The sequence below is a fragment of the Nocardia thailandica NBRC 100428 genome (assembly GCF_000308795.1).
Taxonomy (GTDB): Bacteria; Actinomycetota; Actinomycetes; order Mycobacteriales; family Mycobacteriaceae; genus Nocardia; species Nocardia thailandica.
In genome coordinates, this window is the sequence record NZ_BAGK01000185.1 from 1 (window position 1) to 23,845 (window position 23,845).

At 72.3% G+C, this 23,845-nt stretch carries 20 protein-coding genes, 1 tRNA gene and 1 pseudogene; 10 read left to right on the forward strand and 12 right to left on the reverse strand.

Features of this window, described 5'->3' with window-relative positions:
- A partial coding sequence (locus tag ON36_RS20270) for an arabinosyltransferase C-terminal domain-containing protein (protein ID WP_174377592.1) occupies positions 1-956 on the forward strand: 956 nt, incomplete at its 5' end.
- Positions 957-1,052: 96 nt separating this feature from the next.
- On the opposite strand, the gene ON36_RS20275 is transcribed toward ON36_RS20270, so the two are convergent.
- From ON36_RS20275 to ON36_RS20290, 4 genes and pseudogenes are all read right to left on the reverse strand, one after another.
- Positions 1,053-2,147, reverse strand: coding sequence for an alpha/beta hydrolase (locus tag ON36_RS20275; RefSeq protein WP_043656025.1), 1,095 nt, complete (start codon positions 2,145-2,147; stop codon positions 1,053-1,055).
- 176 nt (positions 2,148-2,323) lie between these two features.
- Positions 2,324-2,656 (reverse strand): hypothetical protein, encoded by a 333-nt coding sequence (locus tag ON36_RS20280; RefSeq protein WP_043655944.1) that lies wholly within the window; start codon positions 2,654-2,656, stop codon positions 2,324-2,326.
- Between the two features lie 371 nt (positions 2,657-3,027).
- Positions 3,028-3,462, reverse strand: a pseudogene (gene rnhA, locus ON36_RS36310) (ribonuclease HI); the annotation flags it as partial.
- A 22-nt stretch (positions 3,463-3,484) separates the two neighbouring features.
- Entirely contained in the window at positions 3,485-5,047 is a 1,563-nt protein-coding gene (locus ON36_RS20290) for an MFS transporter (RefSeq protein ID WP_169334718.1), read from the reverse strand.
- Positions 5,048-5,297: 250 nt separating this feature from the next.
- Between ON36_RS20290 and ON36_RS20295 the strand changes: the two genes are divergently transcribed.
- Genes ON36_RS20295 through ON36_RS20315 form a run of 5 tightly spaced genes read left to right on the forward strand, consistent with a single transcriptional unit; the run spans position 5,298 to position 12,415 of the window.
- Positions 5,298-5,753: a hypothetical protein gene (locus tag ON36_RS20295; RefSeq protein WP_043655946.1), complete on the forward strand. Its 456-nt coding sequence runs from the start codon at positions 5,298-5,300 to the stop codon at positions 5,751-5,753.
- Positions 5,753-7,132: a hypothetical protein gene (locus ON36_RS20300; RefSeq protein ID WP_043655949.1), complete on the forward strand. Its 1,380-nt coding sequence runs from the start codon at positions 5,753-5,755 to the stop codon at positions 7,130-7,132. The genes ON36_RS20295 and ON36_RS20300 overlap by 1 nt, the downstream gene beginning before the upstream one ends.
- Complete coding sequence (locus ON36_RS20305; protein WP_043655951.1) at positions 7,129-8,496, forward strand: vWA domain-containing protein; 1,368 nt, start codon at positions 7,129-7,131, stop codon at positions 8,494-8,496. The genes ON36_RS20300 and ON36_RS20305 overlap by 4 nt, the downstream gene beginning before the upstream one ends.
- 11 nt (positions 8,497-8,507) lie before the next feature.
- On the forward strand, positions 8,508-9,623 hold the full coding sequence (locus ON36_RS20310; protein WP_043655954.1) for an ATP-binding protein: 1,116 nt from the start codon (positions 8,508-8,510) through the stop codon (positions 9,621-9,623).
- The gene (locus ON36_RS20315) at positions 9,620-12,415 is read left to right on the forward strand and encodes a DUF5682 family protein (protein WP_043655957.1); all 2,796 of its coding nucleotides are present in this window, start codon (positions 9,620-9,622) and stop codon (positions 12,413-12,415) included. Before ON36_RS20310 ends, ON36_RS20315 begins: the two co-directional genes overlap by 4 nt.
- Positions 12,416-12,454: 39 nt before the next feature.
- Here ON36_RS20315 and ON36_RS20320 read toward each other — a convergent pair whose 3' ends face one another.
- The 6 genes from ON36_RS20320 to ON36_RS20345 all read right to left on the reverse strand — a co-directional run bounded on the left by ON36_RS20320 (position 12,455) and on the right by ON36_RS20345 (position 19,366).
- Positions 12,455-13,339: an exodeoxyribonuclease III gene (locus ON36_RS20320; RefSeq protein WP_083885267.1), complete on the reverse strand. Its 885-nt coding sequence runs from the start codon at positions 13,337-13,339 to the stop codon at positions 12,455-12,457.
- A gap of 140 nt (positions 13,340-13,479) precedes the next feature.
- Positions 13,480-13,552 (reverse strand) — tRNA-Ala (locus ON36_RS20325).
- A gap of 103 nt (positions 13,553-13,655) precedes the next feature.
- A complete protein-coding gene (locus ON36_RS20330) occupies positions 13,656-14,393 on the reverse strand; it encodes a DsbA family protein (RefSeq protein ID WP_043655963.1) in 738 nt (245 codons plus the stop codon).
- A gap of 46 nt (positions 14,394-14,439) precedes the next feature.
- On the reverse strand, positions 14,440-15,753 hold the full coding sequence (locus ON36_RS20335) for an MFS transporter (protein WP_043655965.1): 1,314 nt from the start codon (positions 15,751-15,753) through the stop codon (positions 14,440-14,442).
- Positions 15,750-17,387: a phosphoglucomutase (alpha-D-glucose-1,6-bisphosphate-dependent) gene (gene pgm / locus ON36_RS20340; protein ID WP_043656034.1), complete on the reverse strand. Its 1,638-nt coding sequence runs from the start codon at positions 17,385-17,387 to the stop codon at positions 15,750-15,752. The genes ON36_RS20335 and pgm overlap by 4 nt, the downstream gene beginning before the upstream one ends.
- Positions 17,388-17,866: 479 nt before the next feature.
- Positions 17,867-19,366: an MFS transporter gene (locus ON36_RS20345; RefSeq protein WP_043655967.1), complete on the reverse strand. Its 1,500-nt coding sequence runs from the start codon at positions 19,364-19,366 to the stop codon at positions 17,867-17,869.
- A 118-nt stretch (positions 19,367-19,484) separates the two neighbouring features.
- Here ON36_RS20345 and ON36_RS20350 point away from each other — a divergent pair, with 118 nt between their 5' ends.
- From ON36_RS20350 to ON36_RS20365, 4 genes are all read left to right on the forward strand, one after another.
- The gene (locus ON36_RS20350; protein ID WP_043655969.1) at positions 19,485-20,162 is read left to right on the forward strand and encodes a TetR/AcrR family transcriptional regulator; all 678 of its coding nucleotides are present in this window, start codon (positions 19,485-19,487) and stop codon (positions 20,160-20,162) included.
- Between the two features lie 54 nt (positions 20,163-20,216).
- Positions 20,217-21,518: a D-arabinono-1,4-lactone oxidase gene (locus tag ON36_RS20355; protein ID WP_043655972.1), complete on the forward strand. Its 1,302-nt coding sequence runs from the start codon at positions 20,217-20,219 to the stop codon at positions 21,516-21,518.
- Positions 21,519-21,661: 143 nt separating this feature from the next.
- Positions 21,662-22,075 carry an arsenate reductase ArsC gene (locus tag ON36_RS20360; RefSeq protein WP_043655974.1) on the forward strand — a complete coding sequence of 138 codons (414 nt, stop codon included), beginning with the start codon at positions 21,662-21,664 and terminating at the stop codon, positions 22,073-22,075.
- A gap of 52 nt (positions 22,076-22,127) precedes the next feature.
- Complete coding sequence (locus ON36_RS20365; protein WP_043655977.1) at positions 22,128-22,526, forward strand: VOC family protein; 399 nt, start codon at positions 22,128-22,130, stop codon at positions 22,524-22,526.
- On the opposite strand, the gene ON36_RS20370 is transcribed toward ON36_RS20365, so the two are convergent.
- The gene (locus ON36_RS20370) at positions 22,502-22,987 is read right to left on the reverse strand and encodes an NUDIX hydrolase (protein ID WP_052314173.1); all 486 of its coding nucleotides are present in this window, start codon (positions 22,985-22,987) and stop codon (positions 22,502-22,504) included. The genes ON36_RS20365 and ON36_RS20370 overlap by 25 nt on opposite strands.
- Before the next feature lie 58 nt (positions 22,988-23,045).
- Positions 23,046-23,801, reverse strand: coding sequence for a helix-turn-helix transcriptional regulator (locus tag ON36_RS20375; RefSeq protein ID WP_052314174.1), 756 nt, complete (start codon positions 23,799-23,801; stop codon positions 23,046-23,048).
- Positions 23,802-23,845 lie beyond the last annotated feature (44 nt).

Below are 23,845 nucleotides of genomic sequence, written 5' to 3' on the forward strand. Positions count from 1 at the left end.
CTTCCGGGCCGGGCGGAACACCCGGACCCGACGGCACCGGCACGAGCGCCCCCGGCACGGGTACGCTTGCCGGCAGGGGAGGCGCGAGCGGTCCCGGCGCACCGGGCGGTGGTGGACCCGACGGTCCTCCGTCCGGGCCCGGTGTCAACGGCAGCACCGTGGCGCTCCCGTTCGGCCTGCACGCGGTGCGCACCCCGCTGCTGGGCAGCTACCCGTCGCCCACGGCCCATCTCACGACGGGGTGGTACGCGCTGGATCTGGCCGCCGCGCAGCGGAACCCGGCCTATCGCGTGCTGATCCTGACCGCGGCGGGACGGATCGCGGGCACGGACCGGGACGGGAACGCGGTGCCGGGCGCGCGGGTGCGGCTCGAGTTCGGGGCGCGGAACGCGGACGGTGCGGTGACGACGCTGGGCGAGCGGGTACCCGAGCAGGCGGGCGGGGCGCCGGGGTGGCGGAATCTGCCGCTGCCGCTGGACGAGATCCCGGCGGGCACCACCGCGGTCCGCGTGATCGCCGATGTCGAGGACCCGTCCGGGCGGCAGTGGGTCGCGGTGACGCCGCCGCGACTGCCGAAGCTGGCGACGGTGTCCACCGTGGTCGGCGACGACCCGGTCCTGGCGGATTTCCATGTGGGGCTGGCCTTTCCGTGCCAGCGGTCCTTCACCTACCGTGACGGCGTCGCCGAGACCCCGCTGTGGCGGATCCTGCCCGACAAGCTGAACGCGCAGGTCTCCGAGACGTGGCAGGACGGCACCGGCGGCGGCCCGGTCGGCTGGACCCGCCTGCTGACCCGCGCCCGCACGGTCCCCGCCTACCTCGACGGTGACTGGACCCGGGACTGGGGCGAACTGCAGATGCTGTCGCGCTACGTCACCGCCGCACCCGCGACCCTCTCGGTCCACGACGAAACCCGCTGGGGCTGGACCGAGGACGGACCCATCCGCGCGGGCTGACCGGGCACCCGGGCCGAGGCGGCGACAGCAGGCCCGGCCAGGGACAACGGAAAGGGCGTGTTCCCCGTATCCGGGGGAACACGCCCTTCGACGTTCCTACTTGGCGGCAGGCGCGCCTTCCGGCGGCGGCGCACCGCCCTCGGGCGGGGCCCCGCCCTCCGGCGGCGCGGCACCGGCGGGCGGCGCGGCACCCGGCGGCAGCGGCTTGCCGATGTTGCGGGCCAGGTCGGGCATCAGGCGCAGCGTGACCTGTTCCCAGGTGCCCCAGTGATGGATGCCCGGATCCGGGTAGTCGTAGCTGACGTTGGTGTAGCCGAGGCCGTCGATCTTCTCCTGGAACGACTTGGTGTTGATCAGCGCGATGGCCTCGAGGGGCATGCCCTGGGTGATCGCGTCGATCGAGGTGAGGTCGCGTTCGGCCGGACGCGCGCTGCCCGCGGAGATGTAGAGGCGGGTGTTGTTGGCGATCAGCTTGTCGGCGAAGTTGTAAGGGTCCATGCGGGCCCACTTCTCGCTGCCCGCGGGGGCCATGGCGTCGATGTTGTAGCCGCCCGCGGCGACCATCGCGGCGCCGAGCGCCTCCCGCATGCCCGGCAGCGACATGTGCAGGTAGCCCGAGAGCGACCCGACATAGGAGAACTGCTGCGGGTGGTAGGCCGCGAGCAGGGCCGCCGCGCTGCCGCCGCTGGACAGACCGACGACGCCGTTGCGGCTGTCGCTGAACCCGTAGCGGGTCTTCAGCGCCTTGGGCAGGTTGTCGGTGAGGAAGGTCTCCCACCGGTAGGCCACGGTCTTGCCCGACTTGTCGTCGAAACCGCCGACCGCCGAGCCCGAGTCGGCGCTGGGCAGCCCGTTGCCGTCGGCGTTGTAGCCGAAGAAGTCGCTCGGCCGCTCCCAGTCGGCGTAGAAGCTCGACTGTCCGCCGACCGGCATGACCACGTTGATGTTGAACTTGCTCAGCTTGGCCGGGATGTCGGTGTGCTTCTCCCAGCCGTTGAGGTCGGTCTCGGCGCGTTCACCGTCGAGCAGGTAGACCACCCGGTCGGTGTTGCCGTCGGCCGCCCGCAGCACCCGGGTCTTGATCTGTCCCATGCTCGAGTCGACCAGGACGTCGAAAGCCGCCGGGTCCTGGGCCGCGCCGGCGGGTACCGCCGCCGTCAGCGGTAGCAGAGCCGCCGCCACCCCCACCATGGTGCGCACGACCCGGCGTCTCCCGGTTCCGCGCACAGCAACGCCACGCATAACGATTACTGCTCCTCCCCTGTGCCCCTCCGGGACACTCCTACCGACTCGCTCCGCCGCGCACCTCGATGGCGGAGAACGCAGTGCAGCATAACGCGATGGGGCGCAATCGTCTTCGCCAGGTTTCAGTCGGCGGGACCGAGCAGGAACGGGGCGCTGCGGCCCCGGCCCTCGAGTCTCCCGTCGCCCCAGCTGGAGCTTCCGTAGGCGTCGACCTCGATGGCATAGCGTCCCGCCGCCAGGGTCTCGGGCAGGCGCACCGAGGCGTCGGGCCGGTGGTCGACCAGCTCGAGATAGGTGCGGGGCAGGTCGGTGCCGAGCGGCACGAGGAACAGCCGCGCGTATTCGACCCGCGTGCGGTCGACCTCGGGGGACCAGGCCACGCCCACCGAACGGGTGCCGGGCGTGGCTTCGACGGTGACCTCGAGCGGCCGGGCCGCCGCGTCGATGCGCTTCATGCCGACCCTCCTGCCCGCCGCCCGTGCACCGGGGGCTGTCCTCCAGGCTGACACGGATCGGGCGGTCGGGCAATCGGCGCGGGCCGCGGTCAGCCGGGGCCGGGCCGTGCGGACGCGGCCACACCCCGATGCCTGCCGCAGCGTCCGCCGCCGGTGGCGACGGCGCAGGGCGCGCCCTTGGCGGTGGGCGCCCCGCACTGCAACGCCGGGTCGTGGACGTGGCACAGCCCGGAGGCGCCCGCGTCGATCCGGCAGGTCCCGCCGGTTTTCGTGCGGGCCCGGCAGGCGCCGGCGGCCTCGGCGGCGGGCGCCTTCTTCGCCGCCTTCGGCCGTTCGCGGCGCGGCGCCGGGCTGCCGGGCTGGACGGCGGACCCGCCCGCCTCGACCGAGCCGCGGACGGCGAGCCGGTCGGCGCGCTCGTTGCCGGGATCGCCGGCATGCCCCTTGACCCAGCGCCATTCGACCTCGTGCTCGGCGCAGGCCGCGACCAGCGCCCGCCACAGTTCGACGTTCTTGACCGGTTCCCGGTTCTTGGTGAGCCACCCGTTGCGCTGCCAGCCGTGCACCCACTTGGTGATGCCGTCGCGCACATAGGTGCTGTCGGTGTGGATGATCACCGTCGATCGCCGGGTGAGCGCCTCGAGGGCGCGCAGCGGCGCGGTGAGCTCCATCCGGTTGTTGGTGGTCGGGCCGCGATCGGACCCGTAGAGCTCCTTCTCCTGGTCGCCGTAGCGCAGGACGGCGCCCCAGCCACCGGGGCCGGGGTTCGGCGAGCAGGCACCGTCGGTATAGATCTCCACGTCCACCGTGGCAGCGTAGCGGAGGCCGTCACCGCTGGTCGGCGGGCTGTTTCCGGAGTGTCTCGCGGCGGCCCGCGTCGACGGCGACGAACGCGGCGGCGGCCAGGATCAGCACGGCGGAGGCGAGCAGCGCGACGTCGAGCCCGTGGTGGAAGGCCACCTTGCCGGTGTTGATCACCTCCTGCACCTTCGACAGGTACTTCAGGTAGGGCATCGGGTCGACACCGTCGGGGATCTTGCCGCGTTCGACGGCCTCGATCGCGTCGGGCTGCAGCGAGGTCGGCAGGCCGAGTTCGGTCATGCGCGCCTTCAGGTCCGCGGTCAGGAACCCGCTCACCACGGCGCCGAGGACCGCGACCCCGAAGGCCGAGCCGATCTGGCGCATGGTGTTGGTCACGGCGGCGGCCATGCCCGAATGCTCGGCGGGCACCCCCGACATGACGGCCGAGGTCAGCGGCACCACCGCGACGCCGAAACCGAGGCCGGCGACGGCCATCGCCGCCGAGAGCCACCCGTCGTGGAGCGTGCCGTCGAGGGCCTGGCGGGTCAGCAGGATCCCGGCCGCGCCGACCACGCAGCCCACGATCATCGGGATCCGCGCGCCCCGGCGCGACACCCAGTACCCGGCGATCAGCGAACCGAACACGATCGTCACGGCCATGGGCGCGAACACCGTCGCGGTGCGCGAGCCCGAATACGACTGCATCACCTGCAGATACACGGCGGTGAAGAAGAAGATGGAGAAGATGCCGAAGTACACGGCGAACGCGACGACCAGCGCCCCGCGCACGTACCGGCCACGCAGGTAACGGAATTCGAGCATGGGCGCGCGGGCGCGCCGCTCGACGACGACGAACGCGGCGAAGGCCGCGATCCCCAGCACGAACAGCCCGAGCACCGGCGGGGAGAAGTAGCCGCGGTCCTGCCCGAGCATGGCGGCGTAGATGATCGCGCCGAAGGCCGTCGCGCTGAGCACCGCCCCGGCCCAGTCGACCGGCGCGTGCTGGGGGTCGGCGCTCTCGGGCACCGACCACAGCGCCGCCAGCAGCGCGGCGCCGCCGATGACCAGGTTCAGCCAGAAGATGGACCGCCAGCCGTATTCGTTGACCAGCACGCCGCCGACCACGGGCCCGGCGGCCAGCGCCAGCCCCGACACCGCGGCCCACACGCCGACCGCCTTGGCCCGCGCCCGTTCCCCGGGGAACACGTGGCGCAGGACCGACAGCGTGCCCGGCTCCGAGGCCGCCGCCCCCAGCCCCATGATCGCCCGGCCGGCGATGAGCAGCGCGACGGTGCTCGCCAGCGCCGACACCACCGATCCGGCGCAGAAGATCACCAGGCCGGCGATCATGACCTTCTTGCGCCCCCAGCGATCCCCGAGCGAACCCCCCGCCAGCATCAACCCGGCGAACACCACCGTGTAGGCGTTGACGACCCACTGGAGCAGGGTCACGTCGGTGCCCAGCTCCCGCCGGATGTCGCCGAGGGCGACGCTGACCACGGTCGTGTCCAGGAAGGTCACGAATACGACGGCGACAACGGATGCCAGGGCGACGCCCGGCCGGGCAGGCGCCGCGGGCGCCGTGTCCATCGGTCTCACGGGCACAGGGTACTGGCGAGTACGGTTCGCCGCTGGCCGGAAACCGCCGACCACCGGACGGCGGCGGGCCGGCGAACCCGCGGCATCGCCGGAAAGCATTCGCCACCAGCGGATCCGGGGCCGTGCGGCCACTTGTCGGTGGGGTCACATACCTTGTGCGCATCGTGATCGACCGGGAGGGAGAACGATGGCCTCGAATCCGAGTGCCACGCCGGAGGAACCGGCTTGGGAAAGCGCTGCCGTGGTGCGGGTTCTGCCCGCCGTCGCGCCGCGCAAACTGAACAAGGTGCCGTTCGTCGAGCTGGCCGACGGACGCCTGCAGGGGGTGGTGTCCAGCGGCTCCGACATCGCCCGCGTCTACGTCGCGTCGGTGACGGCGGGGACCCACGGACTGAGCTGCAGCACCAACAACAACCGGCCGTGCGGCGGGCTGAACCAGGGGTGGGCCTGCAAACATCTGGACGCGCTCATCGACGAGGCCGTCCTGCAGTACGGGCTGGACCGGGTGGCCCGGTTCCTGCGTGTCGAGGTGCCCGAGGGCGCGCGGCTGGCCGGCTGCCTCCACGGCACGCGCGAGCCGGCGCCCGCCGCGGCGGTGTTCAGCCGGTTCCTGCGCCACCTGACCTACCTGGAGCTGCCGGGCGGCGCGGCGCCGGTTCCCGAGCTGCACTGGTTCCCGGCGGGGGTGGGTCGCTGATGCAGACGGCACAACTGGCCGCGCTGGCCGAGACGCCCGCGGGTGTCGCGGCGGCCCTCGCGGTGGTGCGCGATTTCGACACCGCGCTGGTCGACGGTTTCGCCCGGGTGTCGGAGCCGCAGAGCGCGGCGCTCACCGCGCTCGCGAACGCCGTCGCGGCGTCGCCGCTGGCCGACGCGGTCGCCGCCGCGGTGGCGAAGGTGGGCACGGGCGCGATCGACCCCGGCGAACTGTCGGTCCTGGCCGCCGCCCGCGCCGCGCTGCTCGGCGCGGTGCACGACGCCCTGACCGCCCAGGCCGACGCGGCGCTGGGCCGCGAGCGGTCCGCGTGGACGGGCACAGCGGCGCGCGCGGCCACCGGCCCGCTCGCCGCGGGAGCGCGGGCCTGGCTCGGCGAGGTGGCGATCGCGGGCTGGCGCGGGGTGGACCACGACCTGGTGGCGGCCGCGGATCAGACGGTCGCGGCGCTGCTGGCCGACCCGGCCCAGCGGCGGTCGGCGATGCTGCTGGACGGCTTCACCGCCGAGCTGAACGCCTCGGCGCCGGTGGCCACGCTGGACCGGATACCGGTTCGGCGGTGGGCCGACCTGTGGGCCCGCGCCCTGCTGCTGTCGTGGCGGGACACGGAAACCGCCGCCGTCGCGGAGCCGGTCTCGGGCCGGCTGCTGCCGGTGGGTGTCGACCTGCACGAGCACGGCACCGCCGTCCAGGCGCAGGTCCACGCGGTGCTCGAGGTGGCGGGAGCGCCGACCCGCCGGGTGCGGGTGTCGGTGGCCGCGGCCAAGGTCGACACCATCGTCGGCCCGGCCGTCTGGCAGCTGCTGGCCTGCTACCCGCGGCTGCTGACCGCGCTGGCCGAGCACCGCGCGCTCGACCTCACCGACATGCCCCTGGCGGCGAGCGGTGACCTGCTCTGGGACGACGACCGGGCCGCCGCGGGAGACCCCGCCGATCCGTTCGCCACCGCCGCCGTCCAGTTGCCGCAGGCGGTCGCGCCCGCGGTGCCGCCGCTGGACCGCGACCCCGTCCACATCGCCGAACCCGTTCTGTTCGAGGAGTATCGGGTTCGCGAGGGTGTGCTCGAGGTCGGCGATCAGCGGATCCGGGTCGAGCTGGACGCGCTGCCGTCGTCGGGCCCGCTCACCGAGGCGGGCGTGACCGCGTCCATCGCGTTGATCGGCCTGCTGCGGTGGGACGCGGCGGGCTGGTCGGTGCGCCCGCTCGCCGTGCGGCGCAAGGTCAAGAGCGCGCTCACCGCCTTCCACAACGGCGACTGGGCGCTCGGCCCGACCGACCCGAAAGTCGCCAAGGCACAGGCCAGATCGGGGGACGCGGTGACCGTGCTGCGCGAACGGGCGGGACGGTTGCTGCGCTCATGACCACGGCCTCACGCGACGATTCGGCGGCCCCGAACCACGAGACCCGCCGTCAGATCCTGTACTGGCGCCTGCTGGCAGGCGTCTTCGCCGGCGAGCAGCAGCCCGCCCTGGAGCAGGCGAGCGCGAGCATCGCCGACGACCTCGGGCTGCCGCTGGCCGTGCTCGATCCGGGCATCTCCCTCGACAACGTGGTGCAGCGATATCCGGAGATGCGCGCGGAGTTCGAGCGCCTCGACTTCACCACGGCCGAGAACGCGCGGGCCGACGCGGGCGCCGGGGACCGCGCGGAGGCCGGGGGCACCGCCGCGCCGCCGCCCCCGATCGGGGCCGACGACGTGCGCACCGCCGCGGTGGTCTCCAAGCTCCTGCTCAACGTCTTCGCCACCGGATCGGGTCCGGTCAGCGCCTCGCAGCTGGCGGGCTGGCAGTCCGACGCGGGGTGGCTGCGCCGCTGCCTCGGCGAGGAGGCGGGCAGCGTGCACGGCGTGCTGACCGGGCTGGAGGGCGAGCTGGTCTCGCGCATGCGGCTGCGCGAGGTGCTCGCCGACCCGCACCTGGCCGCCCAGCTCACCCCCAGCATGTCGCTCATCGAACAGCTGCTGCGCGACAAGCACAATCTGTCCGGGGTGGCGCTGGCCAACGCCAAGCGGCTGATCCGCCGCTACATCGACGAGGTCGCCGAGGTCCTGCGCACCCAGGTGCAGCAGACCAGCGCGGGCACCGTCGACCGCTCGGTCCCGCCCAAGCGCATCCTGCGCAACCTGGACGTGGACCGCACGATCTGGAAGAACCTGCCCAACTGGAACCCGCGGGACGAGCGCCTCTACGTCGACCGGCTCTACTACCGGCAGACCGCCAAGCGCACCGTGCCCGCCCGCATGATCGTGGTGGTCGACCAGTCCGGTTCGATGGTCGACTCGATGGTCAACTGCACCATCCTGGCGTCGATCTTCGCGGGCCTGCCCAAGGTCGACGTGCATCTGATCGCCTACGACACCCGCGCGCTCGATCTCACCCCGTGGGTGCACGATCCGTTCGAGGTGCTGCTGCGCACCAACCTCGGTGGCGGCAACGACGGCCCGGTCGCCATGGCCATGGCCCAGCCCAAGATCACCGATCCGAGGAACACCGTGCTGGTGTGGATCTCGGACTTCTACGAGTTCGACCGCTCCCAGCCGCTGTTCGAGGCCATGGAGGCGGTGCACCGATCCGGCGTGAAGCTCATCCCCGTCGGCTCGGTCAACAGCTCCGGCCACCAGAGCGTCAATCCGTGGTTCCGCGAACGGTTCAAGGCCCTCGGCACCCCGGTGATCTCCGGACGCATCCAGAAGCTCGTGCACGAGCTCAAGAACTTTCTCGACTAGGAGTCCCCATCATGAACGACGTTTTGCGCGCGCCCGCCGAGATCAAGTACGCCGAGGAACTGGACTGGCTCGAGTCGATCGACGACGGCCCCAAGCCGTTCGCCTGGCGGCTGAGCCCGAAGATGGTGCGGCTGTTCATCCTCGGCTCCGAGCGCGCCGACGGACTGGATCGCCCGGTGGAGCAGAAGTGGTTCGGTGATCGCAGCTTCGTCGAGCGCAGCATCGTCACCCTGGCCTCGGACCGGGGCCTGCTGCTCATCGGCGATCCGGGCACCGGCAAGAGCTGGCTGGCCGAACTGCTGTCGGCGGCCATCAGCCGGAACTCCACGCTGGTCGTGCAGGGCACGGCCGGCACCACCGAGGACCACATCAAATACTCGTGGAACATCTCGATGGTCATCGCGAAGGGCCAGTCGCGCGAGTCGATGATCCCGTCGCCGATCATGACCGCCATGGAGCAGGGCGTCATCGGCCGCTTCGAGGAACTCACCCGCTCCCCCAGCGACGTGCAGGACGCGCTGATCTCCATCCTGTCGGAGAAGTACGTCTCGATCCCCGAACTCGACGACGACAACGTGGTGTTCGCACAGCCGGGCTTCTCCATCATCGCCACGGCCAACAGCCGCGACCGGGGCGTCAACGACCTGTCCTCGGCGCTCAAGCGCCGCTTCAACTTCGTGCGCATCCCCGTGGTGTCGAACAAGAAGAGCGAGGCGGAGATCGTGCGGTTCCGCACGGCCGAACTGCTGCGCCGCCACTCGATCGAGCTGGAGCTGCCGCCCACCCTGCTCGACATCCTGCTCGACAGCTTCGCCGACCTGCGCGCCGCGGCGGCCGCGGCGAGCAGCGACGACGACAAGCTCGAGTCGGCGCTGTCGACCGCCGAGCAGATCGGCGTGCTCGAGGACGCCATCCTGCACAGCCAGTTCTTCGGCGCGGCGGAGCTGCGCGCCGAGACCCTGGCCACCTCGCTGGTCGGCTCGCTGGCCCGGCGCACACCCGAGGACCTGGCGATTCTCAACAAATACCTGCACGGCGTCGTCGAGCCGCGCGCCAAGGGCGCGGGCGGCGACGCCTGGGGCGAGTTCCTCGAGGGCGGCCGGGCGGCGATCGCGAGGCTCTCGTGACGGTCGCCGACACCCGGCTCGCGCCGGCCACCTTCGCCGCGCTGCGGGACCAGCTGGCGGAGGCGGCCGTCGCCTTCGCCGGCGCCCCCGGCGCGGCGGGCGACATCCTGGCGGGCATCGTCGACGATGTCGACCGCGCGCTGACGGAGCGCCTGGAGATCTTCCCGGTCTGCCACCACTCCCCCGCGTCGGGCCTGGCCATGGTGCGGCGGCTGCGCGAGAAGCAGCCGCGGGTCATCTACCTGGAGCTGTGCGAGGACCTGCGGCCGCTGCTGGACGAACTCCGCAACTGCCGGTTGCCGGTCGCCCTGCAGGCGTTCGCCACCGACGTCGACGGCTTCCCCGCCGAGTGGGCGCCGCTGTCGGTGGTCGCGCCGATCACCGAGTCCTCGGCGGAGTACCAGGCGATCGCCTACGCCCTGGACACCCCGGGCGTCGAGCTGGTGCTCGTCGACCGGTCGACCGATCACGTCTTCCAGTGGGCGCCGAAAGACGAGGCGGCACACGAGGAAACGGCCCCCGGCGCCGAGCCACCCGAGGACGACGGGCTGCACGGTTCGGCGGTGGGGCTCGAGATCGGCGATCTGCGACCGCGTTTCGCCGAGCTGGAGGAGCACCTGTTGCACCACGGCAAGGTGCGGCACTGGTCGGAGTGGTGGGACCAGTACGTCGAGCAGCCCCTCGCGGACGCCGACTACGACACCTACCGCCAGGTCATGGTGATGATCGGCAGCCTGTTCCGGCGGCTGCGCCGCGGCAGCACCGTCGAGGACGAGGACCGCGAACGCTACATGTGGACCCGCATGCGGGAGCATCTGGCCGCGAGCGGTATCGATCCGGCCGCCGCGCTGTACGTGTGCGGCGCGGCGCACGCCGCCAGCCCGGTCCCCCAGTTCGGGCTCGACGCGACGGCACCGTTCGAGATCTCCGCGCGCTCGGCCACCACCTGGCACTACGGCCTGATCCCGTCGAGCCACTCCGCGATCGAAGCCCAGTTCGGGCTCGCGGGCGGCGCGGTGTCCATCGCCGCGGCGACCTGGGAGAAGGGGCTGCGCCGCGGCAAGCTCCAGTCCTTCGTGCTGGAGGGACAGCAGGGCGGCAGGAAGAAGACGAGGAAGCCGCTGCCGCCGCCCGCCGCGCCGGAAGTCGCGGTCGCGGACCGCCTCTCGGGCTTCCTGTCGCGGCCGCCCGCGCTCGACCCCCTCGACGAGGCCGAGCTGCTGGAATGGTCGGTCGACATCGTGCGCCTGGCCCGCCGCAACGGCTACCTCGCCAGCACGGCCGACGCCATCGCCGTGTTCGAGACCTCGATCCTGCTGGCGGGGCTGCGCAACCGGACGCGACCGACGCCGTACGACTTCCAGGACGCCGCGGTCACCTGTATCGAGAAGGACCGGGTGCCCGGCCGCCGCGACGTGCGGCGGCTGTGCGAGATCCTGCTCGGCGGCGACCGGATCGGCCAGGTCGGGTACGCGGCCCTGCCGCCGCTGGCGCGGGACGTGCTCGACCGGCTCGAACCGCTCGGCCTCGACCTGTCCAAGCGGACCCTGCAGCGCGCGCTGCTCGACCTGAAGGCCGACCCGCGGCTGCGTCCCTGCTCGGATCTGCTGTGGCTGCTGCGCAGGCTGCTGCCCCACGACGCGCTGCGGCCCATCATGGGCTCGCGCGGTCTCGGCGAGACCTCCCTCCAGGAGAGCTGGGACATCGGGCTCGGCAAACACCAGCGCGCGCTGGTCGAGCTTGGCTACGAGGGCGTGTCGGTGGAGCAGGTGCTCGAACAGCGCCTGCGCGCGGCGGTCGCCGCTCCGGACGCCACCGCCGCCGTCGCCCTCGGCGCGGTCGAGGACGCCCTGGTGTACCTGCGGTCGGTTCGGCTGGCCGACGAGCTCGGCCGGCGCGCGGTCGAGCTGCTGGCCGCCGAGCGGACCGTGGACGACGCGCCGCAGGTGCTGCGCCGGATCCGGGCCCTGCTCAACCACTTCCGCGCCTCCGGCGACACCCTGCCCGCCTGGTGCGAACGCTTCGTCACCGCGGGCTACGCCCACTACTGCACGCTGCTGCCGACGGCCTTCGCCGCCGAGGAGACCGGCCCGGCCCAGGTCGCGGCCATGCTCGGCTTCCTGTTCGGGATGGAGAACCTGGCGCTGTCGCTGGGGTGCGACCACACCCAGCTGGAACTGGCGGTGCTGCAATCGCATCCGGAGGCGCCCGCCAAGGTGGCCCTGCTGTGGGCCGCGCGCTTCCAGCTCGGCCTGCTCACCATGGCCGAGCTGCGCGAACGCTGCGACACGATGCTCGCCAATCCGCTGGTGCTGCCGACGGTCCCGCAGTACGTGAGCGGTTTCGTCCAGGCCATCGACCCCGCGCCCGCGCTGAAACCCTTCGTGGTGGAACTGCTGTCGAAGGCGTTCGGCGGCCTGCCGGACGCGGTCCTGCTGCCGTGGCTGCCGAAACTCATCACGACGCTGAAGGACCAGGCCGGCGACCTGATCCCCGGTCTCGTCCGGGAAGCGGGCCGCACCTTCCCTGGCACACTGCCCGCGGTGGACGCCTTCGTGCCGCCCTGGTCGCCCGGGTCCGGCGCCGTCGCGGCACCGCCGGCGGCGCGGGCGGCACGCGGTCCGGCCGCCGACCTGCTCGCCACCCACCCCGCGACCTGCGACGCGCTGGCCGGGCTCCTCGGGATCGCCGGCGAGTGGCAGCGACCCGACCCCGCAGGCGGCGACGAGATCGCCCGCCTGCTCGAGGACCGTCCCGCCACCGCCACAGCCTGGGCGGCGGTGCTCGGCTAGGCGCGGGTCGGGGTCCGGACGGCAGCGACCGGGGCCGGGTCAGCCGAGCGGCCCGTAGGTCACCACCAGGGGCGCGTGATCGGAGAGCCGCTCGTCGGCCGAGGGCTCCTTGTCCGCGACGGCGGCGGTGGCGCGGCGGGCGAGGCCGGGCGTGGCGAGCTGGTGGTCCACCCGCCAGCCCACGTCCTTGGCAAACGACTGACCCGCCCAGCTCCACCACGTCAGCGGGCCCGGCCGTTCGCCGTTGACCCGGCGCACCACGTCGACGAGGCGGCGCGTGCCGAGGACCGTGTCGAACCACTCGCGGTCCTCGGGCAGGAAACCGTCCATCGTCCGGGCGGCGCGCCAGTGGGTGACGTCGTGCCGGGTGTGGGCGATGTTCAGGTCCCCGACGAGCAGGAACTCGCGGCCCGCGCGCAGCGCCGCGAGCCGGTTCCGGTGCACCTCGCGCGCGAACGCGGCGAGGAACCGGTGCTTGCGCGCGTGCCGGAGGCCGCCGTCGGGCGGTTCCCGCATCGATCCGGGGCGCTGCAGGTGCGCGGGCAGTCCGCCCTTGGGGATGTAGACGCAGGCCACCGTCAGGGGGCGGTCGGCCAGATCGACCTCGAGGTAGCGGCCCTGCGCGGCGAACTCGCCGAGCCCGCGTGCCGTCGGCGGGTGGGTCACCCACGAGCGCACCGCGTCGGCGGGGACGCGGGTCAGGACGGCGACCCCGTTGCGGCCGGCCACCGAGCCGACGTCCACGGCCGCCGAGTAGCCGGGGAAGATGCCCACTTCGGATGCGGGACACCGCAGTTCCTGCAGCGCGACGACGTCGGCCGCCCGCGCGCGCAGCCAGTGGTCGAATCCGCGGCGCCGGGCGGCACGGATCCCGTTGACGTTGAAGGTGGCGACAGTGAAGGAATCGGCGACCGGCGAACCCATGGGCACCATCGTGCCGGAGCGCCCCGTCCCCCGGCCGGGCGGCTCGGGCATCGCGTTCCGGTCGCTCCGGGCAACGGATGTGGGAGGCGGAAAACAGATCAGGCCCAGCCCGAAGGCTGGACCTGATCGCTATTCGAAAGTGGAGCTAAGGGGACTCGAACCCCTGACCCCCACACTGCCAGTGTGGTGCGCTACCAGCTGCGCCATAGCCCCGTATTCATTTCTCGGCGGCCGTTCCCGGCTGCCTGAATGAAGTTACACCATGGCTCTCGAGAGAAACAAATCGGCTGGTAGGGGGCAGATCGGGACCAGTTGGTCAGGGTGCCAGTTCGGTGACCCAGTTCTCGTCGGAGACATCGATCTTGATGGTTCCGTCGAAAACGGACGGGGTGGAGACGCGGCCGTCGAGGCGTTTACCCAATTCGTCGAATTGGGTGGCGACGGCGGTCGCCGCGGCGGCGCGCTGGGCGCCGGAGGTGACGCACTGCACGGCCGCGTCGGAGGCGCCCGCCTGCTTCGCCAGGTCGGCCAGTTCGGCGTCGCTGTGGTCGTCGCCGCCCTCGCGGGGCTGGTTCGACACGAACAGCGCCTCGTGGAACCGGCCGTAGGCGACGGCCGAACCGGCCTGGGCGACACAGAGGTTCGCGGCGACGGCGCGGGTGGAGTAGTCCTTGCTCCGCGACTGGTCGTCGAGGAAGGCGACGAAGTGGTAGCGCACCGCGAGCTTGCCCTCGTCGATCTTCTGCGCGATCTCCTGGCCGTGGATGCGCTCCTGGGCGCCGCAGCCGGGGCACAGGGGGTCCTCGTAGAAGTCGATGGTCTTCGCGGCGTCGGGCTTGCCGAGCCGGACGACGCCCCCGTCGGCGACCGTGACGGTGACGGCGGGGTCCTTCACGGTGCCGTAGCCGTCGTTGCGCGTGGCCGGGACGTCGCGGCTCCAGGCGACGAAGGCGAACACGATCACGCCGATGAGGACGACGGCGACCGCCGCCAGCGCGTAGGTCGTCGTGCTGGAGACGGGGCGCGGTGTGTGTTTCGAACTACCGGTGCTCACCGCTCCACTCTGCCTCGAGCGCCCGGCGGCGCCGCGCAGGGGCACGTCAGGACTTGCCCGGAGCCACCGGATCCACGGGCTGACCGTCCTCGAGGGTGACCGGGTCGACGCCGGGGCCGCCGTCGCAGGTGCAGCGCGGGTCGAGGTGGTCGCCGGTGTGCGTCTCGCCGTCGTGGACGATCCTCGACGGCTCCGGCGTCAGCACCCAGACCAGGGTGGCGACGCCGACGAGGCCGCCGGTCAGGCCGAGGGCGACGGCGAAGGAGACGGTCTGGGCGACCCAGCCGATCGCGACGGGGCCGAGCACGGTGCCCAGGTCGGCGGCCATCTGGAAGCCGGCCAGCACCGGGCCGCCGCGGGCGCGGGCGCCGATGATGTCGGCCAGGGCCGCCTGCTGGGCGGGAGTGAACATGCCCGACCCGATCCCCGCGACGAAGGAGGCGCCGAGCAGCAGCCACAGCGACGGGGCCAGCCCCATGACCCCGGTGCCGACGGCGCAGATCGCCGAACCGGCGACCAGGAACGGTTTGCGGCCGAGCCGGTCGGAGAGCCTGCCCGCGAAGAACAGCACCGCCGCGTTGCCCGCGGCGAACACCGCGAGGGCGACCCCGGCCATGCCCGCCTCCTGGCCGAGCGCCTCGACCACCACCAGCGGGACGAGGGCCATCCGCACACCGAACACGGCGGCGCCGTTGGCGAAGTTGGACAGCAGGACCGCGCGGTAGGCGGGGCGCGCCCAGCCCTGCCGGAAGGTCAGCACGGGCAGGTGACCCGGGTCCTCGGGGACGGCCAGGTGCGAGTGGCGCAGGCCCGCCCAGACGATCGCGCACACCAGCAGCAGCGCGACGGCGTAGATGAGGAACGGCGCGCGCAGGCCGAGACCGGCCAGGCCGGCGCCGACCAGCGGACCGCCGAGCGAGCCGACCAGGAAGCTGGTCGAGTACAGGCCGGAGACCCGTCCGCGCGCGGCGGGCGGGGAGATCCGGATCACCAGCGCCATCGACGACACGGTGAACATGGTCGAACCGATGCCGCCGAGGGAGCGCAGCACCATGAGCTGCCAATACGTCTGGGCCAGCGCACACGCGCCCGTGGACAGCGCCACCACGGCGAGGCCGGTCAGATACACCCAGCGTTCGCCGAGCTTCTGCACCATGCGCCCGCTGACCGGCGCGAACAGCAGCCGCATGAGCGCGAAGGCGCTGACGATCGCCGAGGCCGCCGCGTAGCCGACGCCGAAGTCGCGCGCGTACTGCGGCAGGATCGGTGACACCAGGCCGTAGCCGAGCGCGATGACGAACGCGCCGGTGACCAGGACCCAGATCTCGGCGGGCAGGCGCTCCCCGCGAGCCGCGGTCACTGCGCCAGCGCCTCGTTCACCAGCTCCTCCGCGGCGGCCTGCACCTGGGTCAGGTGGTCGGGGCCGTGGAACGATTCGGCGTAGATCTTGTACTTGTCCTCGGTGCCGGACGGGCGCGCGGCGAACCAGGCGTTCTCGGTGGTGACCTTCAGTCCGCCGAGCGAGGCGCCGTTGCCGCGCGCGGTGGTGAGGATGCCGGTGATCTCCTCTCCCGCGATCTCGGTGGCCGTCACGGCCTCGGGGGTCAGCGCGGCGAGGCGGGCCTTCTGCTCGGCGGTGGCGGCGGCGTCGACCCGCGCGTAGGCGGGGCTGCCGTAGCGGCGTTCGAGTTCGACGTAGCGCGCCGACGGGGTCTGGCCGGTGACGGCGGCGATCTCGGCGGCAAGCAGGGCCATCAGGATGCCGTCCTTGTCGGTGGTCCACACGGTGCCGTCCATCCGGAGGAAGGACGCGCCCGCGCTCTCCTCCCCGCCGAAAGCCAGGCTGCCGCTGAACAATCCGGGCACGAACCACTTGAATCCGACCGGCACCTCGTAGATGTCGCGGCCGAGCACGCCGACCACACGGTCGATCATCGAGGAACTGACCGCGGTCTTGCCCACCTTGGTCAGCGCGTCCCACCACATGCGGTTGGCGATGAGGTATTCGATGGACACGGCAAGGAAGTGGTTGGGGTTCATCAGGCCACCGTCGGGGGTGACGATGCCGTGCCGGTCGGCGTCGGCGTCGTTGCCGGTGGAGATGTCGTAGTCGTCCTTGATGGCGACCAGGCTCGCCATGGCGTGCCGCGAGGACGGGTCCATGCGGATCTTGCCGTCGCCGTCGAGGGTCATGAAGCGCCAGGTCGGGTCGACCGAAGGGTTGACCACCTCGAGTTCGAGGTCGTAGCGCTGGCCGATCTCCTCCCAGTAGTCCACGCTGGCGCCGCCCATGGGGTCGGCGCCGAGGCGGATGCCCGCGCCGCGAATCGCGTCCAGGTTCAGCACGTTCGGCAGGTCGGCGATGTAGTGGTCGAGGTAGTCGTAGCGCTCGGTGTAGGACGCCAGCGCCTGGGTCAACGGCAGGCGCTTGACCTCGGACAGGCCGTTGCGCAGCAGTTCGTTGGCGCGCTCGGCGATGGCGTCGGTGGCGCGGGTGTCGGCGGGGCCGCCGTGCGGCGGGTTGTATTTGAAACCGCCATCGCGGGGCGGGTTGTGCGAGGGGGTGACCACGATGCCGTCGGCCTGGTGCTTGGTCCCGCCCCGGTTGTGGCGCAGCACGGCATGACTCAGCGCCGGGGTCGGGGTGTAGCGGTCGCGGGCGTCGATCATCGCGGTGACGCCGTTGCCCGCGAGAACCTCGAGCGCGGTGGTCCACGCCGGTTCGGACAGGGCGTGGGTGTCGCGGGCCAGGTAGACCGGCCCGCTGATGTCGCGGGTGGCGCGGTATTCCACGATCGCCTGGGTGATGGCCAGGATGTGCGCCTCGTTGAAGGCGCTGTCCAGGCTGGAGCCGCGGTGGCCGGAGGTGCCGAAGACCACCCGCTGGGCGGCCTGCGCCGGGTCCGGCACCCGGCTGAAGTAGGCCGTGACCAGGTGGGCGATGTCCTCCAGGTCGGTCGGGCGCGCGGGGCGCCCGGCGCGATCGTGGGCCATGGTCGAGGCTCCCTTCCGTGTCGGCTGCGCGCGCGAGGTCATCAGGATCATCTGCACCCACCCGCCGATCGGCCGCCGGGCAACGCCGAGCCGCCAATGTTAACCGTCCGGCTGCCCTGGGGCAGCATCGAATTGCGGCGTACGGTCACCGGCCGGCCGGAAACGGACCGGGCCGGTGCCCCGCGCGGACCGTCGCGGAGGGACACGGGCACCAGGGTCACGAGGCGGCTCCCCGGCGCCGTACGCAGCGCACGCGGTGCAGAGGACGGGGGCGCGCGGCCGAGGGCGGCGGCGCGGATCCGGGGACCGGAACGGGGATTCGCACGATCGTCGCCCCTCCCTGCCGATCCGGATGTGGTAACCCATGCTATCGACTTCCCGGCCCGGCGGAGCGGACCGGGCGGATACGCCGGTGGTTCGCGTGCCGACGGCACGGCCCCGGACCGTCGGGACGGTCCGGGGCCGGTGGCCGGGGCGGGTCAGTGCGCGAGCACGGGCTCCCCCTCGGCGGGCGCGGGCACCTTGTTCGGCATGATCACCGCGATCACCGCCGAGCCGAGCACGAACGCGCCTGCCGCCCACCAGAAGCTGGTGGTGTAGCTCTCGATCGCGGCCTGGGCCAGGGTGGCCGGGCCCGGCTGGTGCGAGCCGACGTAGTCGGTCATCGCGGTGGCGGCGATGGTGCTCAGCAGCGCCGTGCCGATCGAGCCGCCGACCTGCTGGGTGGTGTTCACCATGGCCGAGGCCACGCCGGCGTCCTCGTGGTGCACCCCGGAGGTGGCGCCCTGGAAGGCGACCGACACCGCGGCGCCGAGGCCGAGGCCGAGCAGGATCAGCGCGGGCAGGATGTGGGTGGCGTAGCCGGTGTCGAGGCCGATGCGGGTCAGCCAGACCATGCCCGCGGCGGCGATCAGGAAGCCGACGCTGATGACCGCCTTCGGGCCGACGCGCGGCAGCAGCAGCGAGGGCGCGGTGGTGGAGGAGGCCACCATGCCCGCCACCATCGGCAGGAACGCCACGCCGGTCATGATCGGCGAGTAGCCCAGGGTGAGCTGCATGTAGTAGGTCAGGAACAGGAAGATCGCGAACATCCCGACGCCCATGACGAACACCGTGATGTAGGACGCGCCGCGGGTGCGGTCGGTGACGATGCGCAGCGGCAGCAGCGGGTGCGCCACCCGCGTCTCCACGACGACGAACGCGGCGAGCAGCACGGCGCCGCCGATCAGGAACGCCAGGGTGATCGGGTCGCCCCAGCCGCGGGTCTCGGCGGAGGAGAAGCCGTAGACGATGCCGAACAGGGCCGCGGTGACCGTCAGGGTGCCGGGGATGTCCAGCTTGGGCCGCTGGGTGACGGTGTGCTTGGCCAGCAGCAGCACGGCGCCGACGAGGGCGACCGCGGCGAAGATCAGGTTGACGTACATCGCCCAGCGCCAGGAGGCCCACTCGGTGAGCGCGCCGCCGAGCAGCAGGCCGATCGCGCCGCCGGTACCGGCGACGGCACCGAAGATGCCGAACGCCTTGGCCCGCTCCGAGGGCTCGGTGAAGGTGACGGTGAGCAGCGACAGCGCGGCCGGGGCCAGCAGCGCGCCGAACACGCCCTGGCCGACGCGCGCGGCGACGAGCATCTCGAAGCTGGTCGCGGCGCCGCCGACCGCCGAGGCGAGGGCGAAGCCGACCAGGCCGACGATGAAGGTGTTGCGGCGGCCGAACAGGTCGGACAGGCGGCCGCCGAGCAGCAGCAGGCTGCCGAAGGCCAGGGCGTAGCCGGTGATCACCCACTGGCGGTCGGCGTCGCCGAAGCCCAGATCGTGCTGGGCGGCGGGCAGGGCGATGTTCACGATGGTCGCGTCCAGCACGACCATCAGCTGGGCGATGCCGAGGACGGCCAGCACCCACCAGCGCATCGCGTGGGAACCGCGACGGTCCTCACCCGTGTCAGCGGGACGGCCGGCCCCGCGCTCGATTGTGGTGGTCATTTCTCCCCTTGCGGTCGACAGGACGAATCGGAGGTAATATCTCCGGTTAGGAACAGAAGCTACCACAGTAACGGAGGAAACCCCTCCACTTAATCCCGCAGATTGGTAGAATCGGACTGTGAATCACGCCACGACGACCGCCGCACCACCCCGCCGCCTGCGTGCCGACGCCGCGCGCAATCAGGCGCGCATCGTCGCGGCCGCCCGGGAACTGTTCGCCGAACACGGCCTGGAGATCACCCTCGACGACGTCGCCGAGCGCGCGGGCGTCGGCGTCGGCACGGTCTACCGCCGCTTCGCCAACAAGAAGGAACTCATCACCGAGGTCTTCGACCAGCACCTGGTCGACTTCGCCGAGGCCGCCGAGGAGGCGCTGGCCCATCCGGACCCGTGGCAGGCCCTCGTCGAGTTCTTCGAGAACGCCTGCAGGCACCTGGCGGCCAACCGCGGCTTCGGCGAGGTCATGCTCGAGCTCGAGGAGGACCCGGTCCGTTTCGCCGAGCTGCGCGACCGGATCCGGCCGTCGGTGGCCGCCATCGTCGGGCGCGCCCACGACGCCGGGGTCATCCAGCCCGACATCGCGACCACCGACTTCTTCGCGCTGATCCACATGGTCAACGCCTTCGCGGAGTTCGCGAACCCGGTCAACGATCGGGTCTGGCACCGCTACATGGCCATCGCACTCAACGGCATCCGCACCGACGCCGCCCCGCGCCAGGAGCTCGTCGTGCCGCCGCTCGAGGACCACGAGGTCGAACAGGCCAAGTCGGCCGCCTGCCTGGGTCGTCGCCGCTAGAAAAAAATCTACCGACCAGTAGCGCAGATCACACCCGTCGCCTATTTTGGACACATGACCAAGAGCACCTGGGTGAACTGGGCGGGCGAGCAGCGCTGCACACCCGCCGTCGTCGCCACTCCGCGACACACCGACGAGCTGGCCGAGATCGTCACGGCCGCCGCCGCCGCGGGCCGTACCGTCCGGGTCGCCGGATCGGGCCACTCGTTCACCGACGCGGTGCTCACCGACGGAACCCTCATCGACCTGCGCGCGCTGAATCGCGTCCTCGACGTCGACCGCGCGACCAACCGCGTCCGCGTGGAGGCCGGTCTGACGCTCCACGACGCCAACCCGCTGCTGCACGCGCACGGCCTGGCCTTCCCCAACCTGGGCGACATCGACACCCAGTCCATCGCCGGCGCCACCGCCACCGCCACCCACGGCACCGGCGCGCGCCTGCGCAACATCTCCGCCGCCCTGCACTCGGTGGAGATCCTGCGCGCCGACGGCACCCTGGTCGAACTCGACGAGCGGACCGACCCCGACGGGTGGCGGGCCGCGCGGGTCAGCATCGGCGCGCTCGGCGTGGTCACCGCGGTGACACTGCAGCTCGAGCCCTCGTTCGTGCTCGAGGCCGTCGAACGCCCGATCCGGCTCGACGAGGTCCTCGACCGGCTCGACGAATTCGTCGACGGCAACGACCATTTCGAGTTCTTCGCCTTCGCCCACAGCCCGCTGGCCATGACCAAGGCCAACAATCGCACCACCGCTCCCGAGCAGCCACGCGGCGCCGCGAGCGCGTGGCTCAACGACATCGCGCTGTCGAACTACGCCTTCGACGGAATGTGCCGGGTGGGCAAGCGTTTCCGCCCCGCGATCCCCTTCGTGCACCGGATCGCGGCGCTGGCCGGGTCCCACAACCGGCTCACCGATCGCTCCTACCGCGTGTTCGCCTCGCCGCGGCTGGTGAAGTTCACCGAGATGGAATACGCCGTCCCGCGCGCGCACGCCCGCACCGCGATCCGCGAGATCGTCGCGCTGGCCAAGACTTTCGACAGCCCGATGCCGATCGAGGTGCGCTGGGTCGCCCCCGACGACGCGTTCCTCTCCCCCGCGGGCGGGCGCGAGACCTGCTACATCGCCGTGCACCAGTACCGGGGCATGGAGTGGGAGCCGTTCTTCCGCGCCTGCGAGGCGGTGTTCGATCGCTACCAGGGCCGCCCGCACTGGGGCAAGCGGCACTTCCAGACCGCGGCGACGCTGCGCGAGCGTTACCCGTACTTCGACCGCTTCGCCGCCGTGCGGGCGCGCCTCGACCCGACCGGGGTCTTCACCAACGACTACGTCGAGCGGGTGCTCGGCCCGGTCGCCTGAGGCGCGCGCCGGAAGATCTCCGGTGGGAATCGGCCACTCGTGACCCGCGGGCCTGCAGGTGATGCGAAGATGACGAACGAGAAATCGATGTGCCACAAGCACTTCGAGACCGTTCGGTTCTATCGGCTCCGGAGGGGCGTCCCATGACCCACACACCCCGTGTCCTCTTCGTGTGCGTGCACAACGCCGGACGCTCGCAGATGGCCGCCGGGTTCCTGCGCGCCATGGCGGGCGACCGGATCCAGGTGAGCACCGCGGGCAGCGAGCCCGCCGATGCCCTGAACCCGGCCGCCGTCGCGGTGATGGCCGAGATCGGCGTCGACATCGCGGGCGCGCGCCCCCAGGCACTCACCGACGACGCCGTCGGGCTGGCCGATGTCGTGGTCACCATGGGCTGCGGCGAGATCTGCCCCTACTTCCCCGGGATCAGCTACCGCGACTGGGTGCTGGCCGATCCCGCCGGACAACCGCTCGAGGTGGTGCGCAGCATCCGCGACCACCTGCAGATCCTGGTCGGCAACCTGATCGCCGAGCTGATCCCGGTGCCCGCGCGCTGAGCGTCCGATTCGTTCAAGACCGCGCGGCGGAGGCCGCCCTAGGCTGCCGGACATGACCCCACAGCTCGATGTCTTCGCCGTGATCGTCAGCGACATGGCCGCCTCGGTCGCCTTCTACCGCAGGCTGGGCCTCGCCTTCCCGGAGGGCGCCGAGGACAGCCCGCACGCGGAGGCGCCGCTGCCCGGCGGCCTGCGCTTCGCCCTGGACACCGAGGCCACCATCGCCTCGTTCCACCCCGGCTTCCGGCCGCCGACCGGCCAGGGCCGCGGCGGGCTCGCCTTCCGCTGCGCCGATCCCGCCGCGGTCGACCGCCTGCACGCCGAACTCGTCGCCGCCGGCTACCACAGCGAGCTCGACCCCTGGGACGCCTTCTGGGGACAGCGCTACGCCGTGATCGCCGACCCCGACGGGTTCGGCGTCGACCTCTACGCGCCGCTGCCGAGCGAGTAGTGCGACCAGTCCGCCAGGCTCCGCCTGCGTTCGTGCACGGCGAGGATCTCGCGGACCGCGTCGCTCACGGGCGGCTCCGCCGAGCGCGGCACCCAGGTCGCGGCGTCGTGCTCGGCCGAGACGCGGTGGGCGCCGGGGCCGACCGACACCGCGAAGGTGAACTGCCGGGTGCGGGTGCCGCTGCCCGACAGGTAGTCGAATTCGCCCAGATAGTCGGTGATCCCGGTCACCTCGAGGCCGGTCTCCTCGGCCACCTCGCGGATCAGCGCCTCGTCGAGGCGTTCGCCGCGCTCGACCTCACCGCTGGGTAGTTCCCACTGCCCGCCGAGGAACTCCGATCGTCGACGGCGCAGGATCAGGATCCGGCCTTCGCGCTCCACGACAGCACCGACCACGAGGCGACGCACCTCGTCACGCTCGGCATCGATACGCAGGTTCGAGAACACGGATTCGTCGATCACGGTAGATCACATCCTCTCGTCGGAGATTCGGACTTCCGGGCACAACGAGGGAGCTTGATCATGCGAGCATAACCAACCCTCCGGTCGAAACCGAACCAGACTTTGCGGACACATCGCCGCGGAGCGGCCGCACCAGCGACCGCAGCGTGCATCCGGCCAGGTCACGGACGTCGCGGGAGAGGTGCGCCTGGTCCGCGTACCCGCACCGGGTCGCGGTCTCGGCCGCCGGGACTCCCGCCCTGGCCAGTGCCAGGGCCCGCTGTAGGCGAAGAATACGCGCCAACATCTTCGGACCGTAACCGAAGGCGGCCAGCGACCGCCGGTGCAGGGCGCGCGCCGACAACCCGGCCCGGCCCGCGATCGCCTCCACCGACCCGCCCGCCCGCAGCGCGGCGACCACCGCGCCGAGCGCCGGATCTCCGAGGCCCGTCTCGGCGGCCCGGCGCAGCGCGATGCCCTCGAGGGCGCGGGCGCGGTCGGTCGCGTCGTCGACCAGCCCGGTCACGGCGCGGACACCGGCGGCCGGGAAGAGGTCGTCGAGCCGGACGCGGCGGTCGCGCAGCTCCGTCGCGGGGACCCCGAGGAGCGCGGGCGCGGTGCCGGGCGCGAACCGGAGGCCGACGAACTCCCCGGCCCCGGTCGAGGGGCGGAACGCGGCGGTGTCGGGCCCGGCGACCAGCAGGGTGCCGTCGACCCAGATCAGGTCCATGCAGCCGTCGGGCAGCACCGGCGGGGCGGTCTCGCCCGCCGCCGCCGTGCGTGTCCACACGACCGCGCCCGCCAGCCGTGCCGGGCGCTCCCGGTAGCTCCCCATCGGGCCAGGGTAGCCCCGCCCACCGACACCCCCGGCGGGCCGGG

What these genes read in the sequence shown, in the direction of transcription:
- ON36_RS20275 (WP_043656025.1), bottom strand. Translation starts at nt 2,147, where the DNA reads ATGGTGGGGGTGGCGGCGGCTCTGCTACCGCTGACGGCGGCGGTACCC.
- ON36_RS20280 (WP_043655944.1), bottom strand. Translation starts at nt 2,656, where the DNA reads ATGAAGCGCATCGACGCGGCGGCCCGGCCGCTCGAGGTCACCGTCGAA.
- ON36_RS20290 (WP_169334718.1), bottom strand. Translation starts at nt 5,047, where the DNA reads ATGGACACGGCGCCCGCGGCGCCTGCCCGGCCGGGCGTCGCCCTGGCA.
- ON36_RS20300 (WP_043655949.1), top strand. Translation starts at nt 5,753, where the DNA reads ATGCAGACGGCACAACTGGCCGCGCTGGCCGAGACGCCCGCGGGTGTC.
- ON36_RS20305 (WP_043655951.1), top strand. Translation starts at nt 7,129, where the DNA reads ATGACCACGGCCTCACGCGACGATTCGGCGGCCCCGAACCACGAGACC.
- ON36_RS20310 (WP_043655954.1), top strand. Translation starts at nt 8,508, where the DNA reads ATGAACGACGTTTTGCGCGCGCCCGCCGAGATCAAGTACGCCGAGGAA.
- ON36_RS20320 (WP_083885267.1), bottom strand. Translation starts at nt 13,339, where the DNA reads ATGGGTTCGCCGGTCGCCGATTCCTTCACTGTCGCCACCTTCAACGTC.
- pgm (WP_043656034.1), bottom strand. Translation starts at nt 17,387, where the DNA reads ATGGCCCACGATCGCGCCGGGCGCCCCGCGCGCCCGACCGACCTGGAG.
- ON36_RS20345 (WP_043655967.1), bottom strand. Translation starts at nt 19,366, where the DNA reads ATGACCACCACAATCGAGCGCGGGGCCGGCCGTCCCGCTGACACGGGT.
- ON36_RS20355 (WP_043655972.1), top strand. Translation starts at nt 20,217, where the DNA reads ATGACCAAGAGCACCTGGGTGAACTGGGCGGGCGAGCAGCGCTGCACA.
- ON36_RS20360 (WP_043655974.1), top strand. Translation starts at nt 21,662, where the DNA reads ATGACCCACACACCCCGTGTCCTCTTCGTGTGCGTGCACAACGCCGGA.
- ON36_RS20365 (WP_043655977.1), top strand. Translation starts at nt 22,128, where the DNA reads ATGACCCCACAGCTCGATGTCTTCGCCGTGATCGTCAGCGACATGGCC.
- ON36_RS20375 (WP_052314174.1), bottom strand. Translation starts at nt 23,801, where the DNA reads ATGGGGAGCTACCGGGAGCGCCCGGCACGGCTGGCGGGCGCGGTCGTG.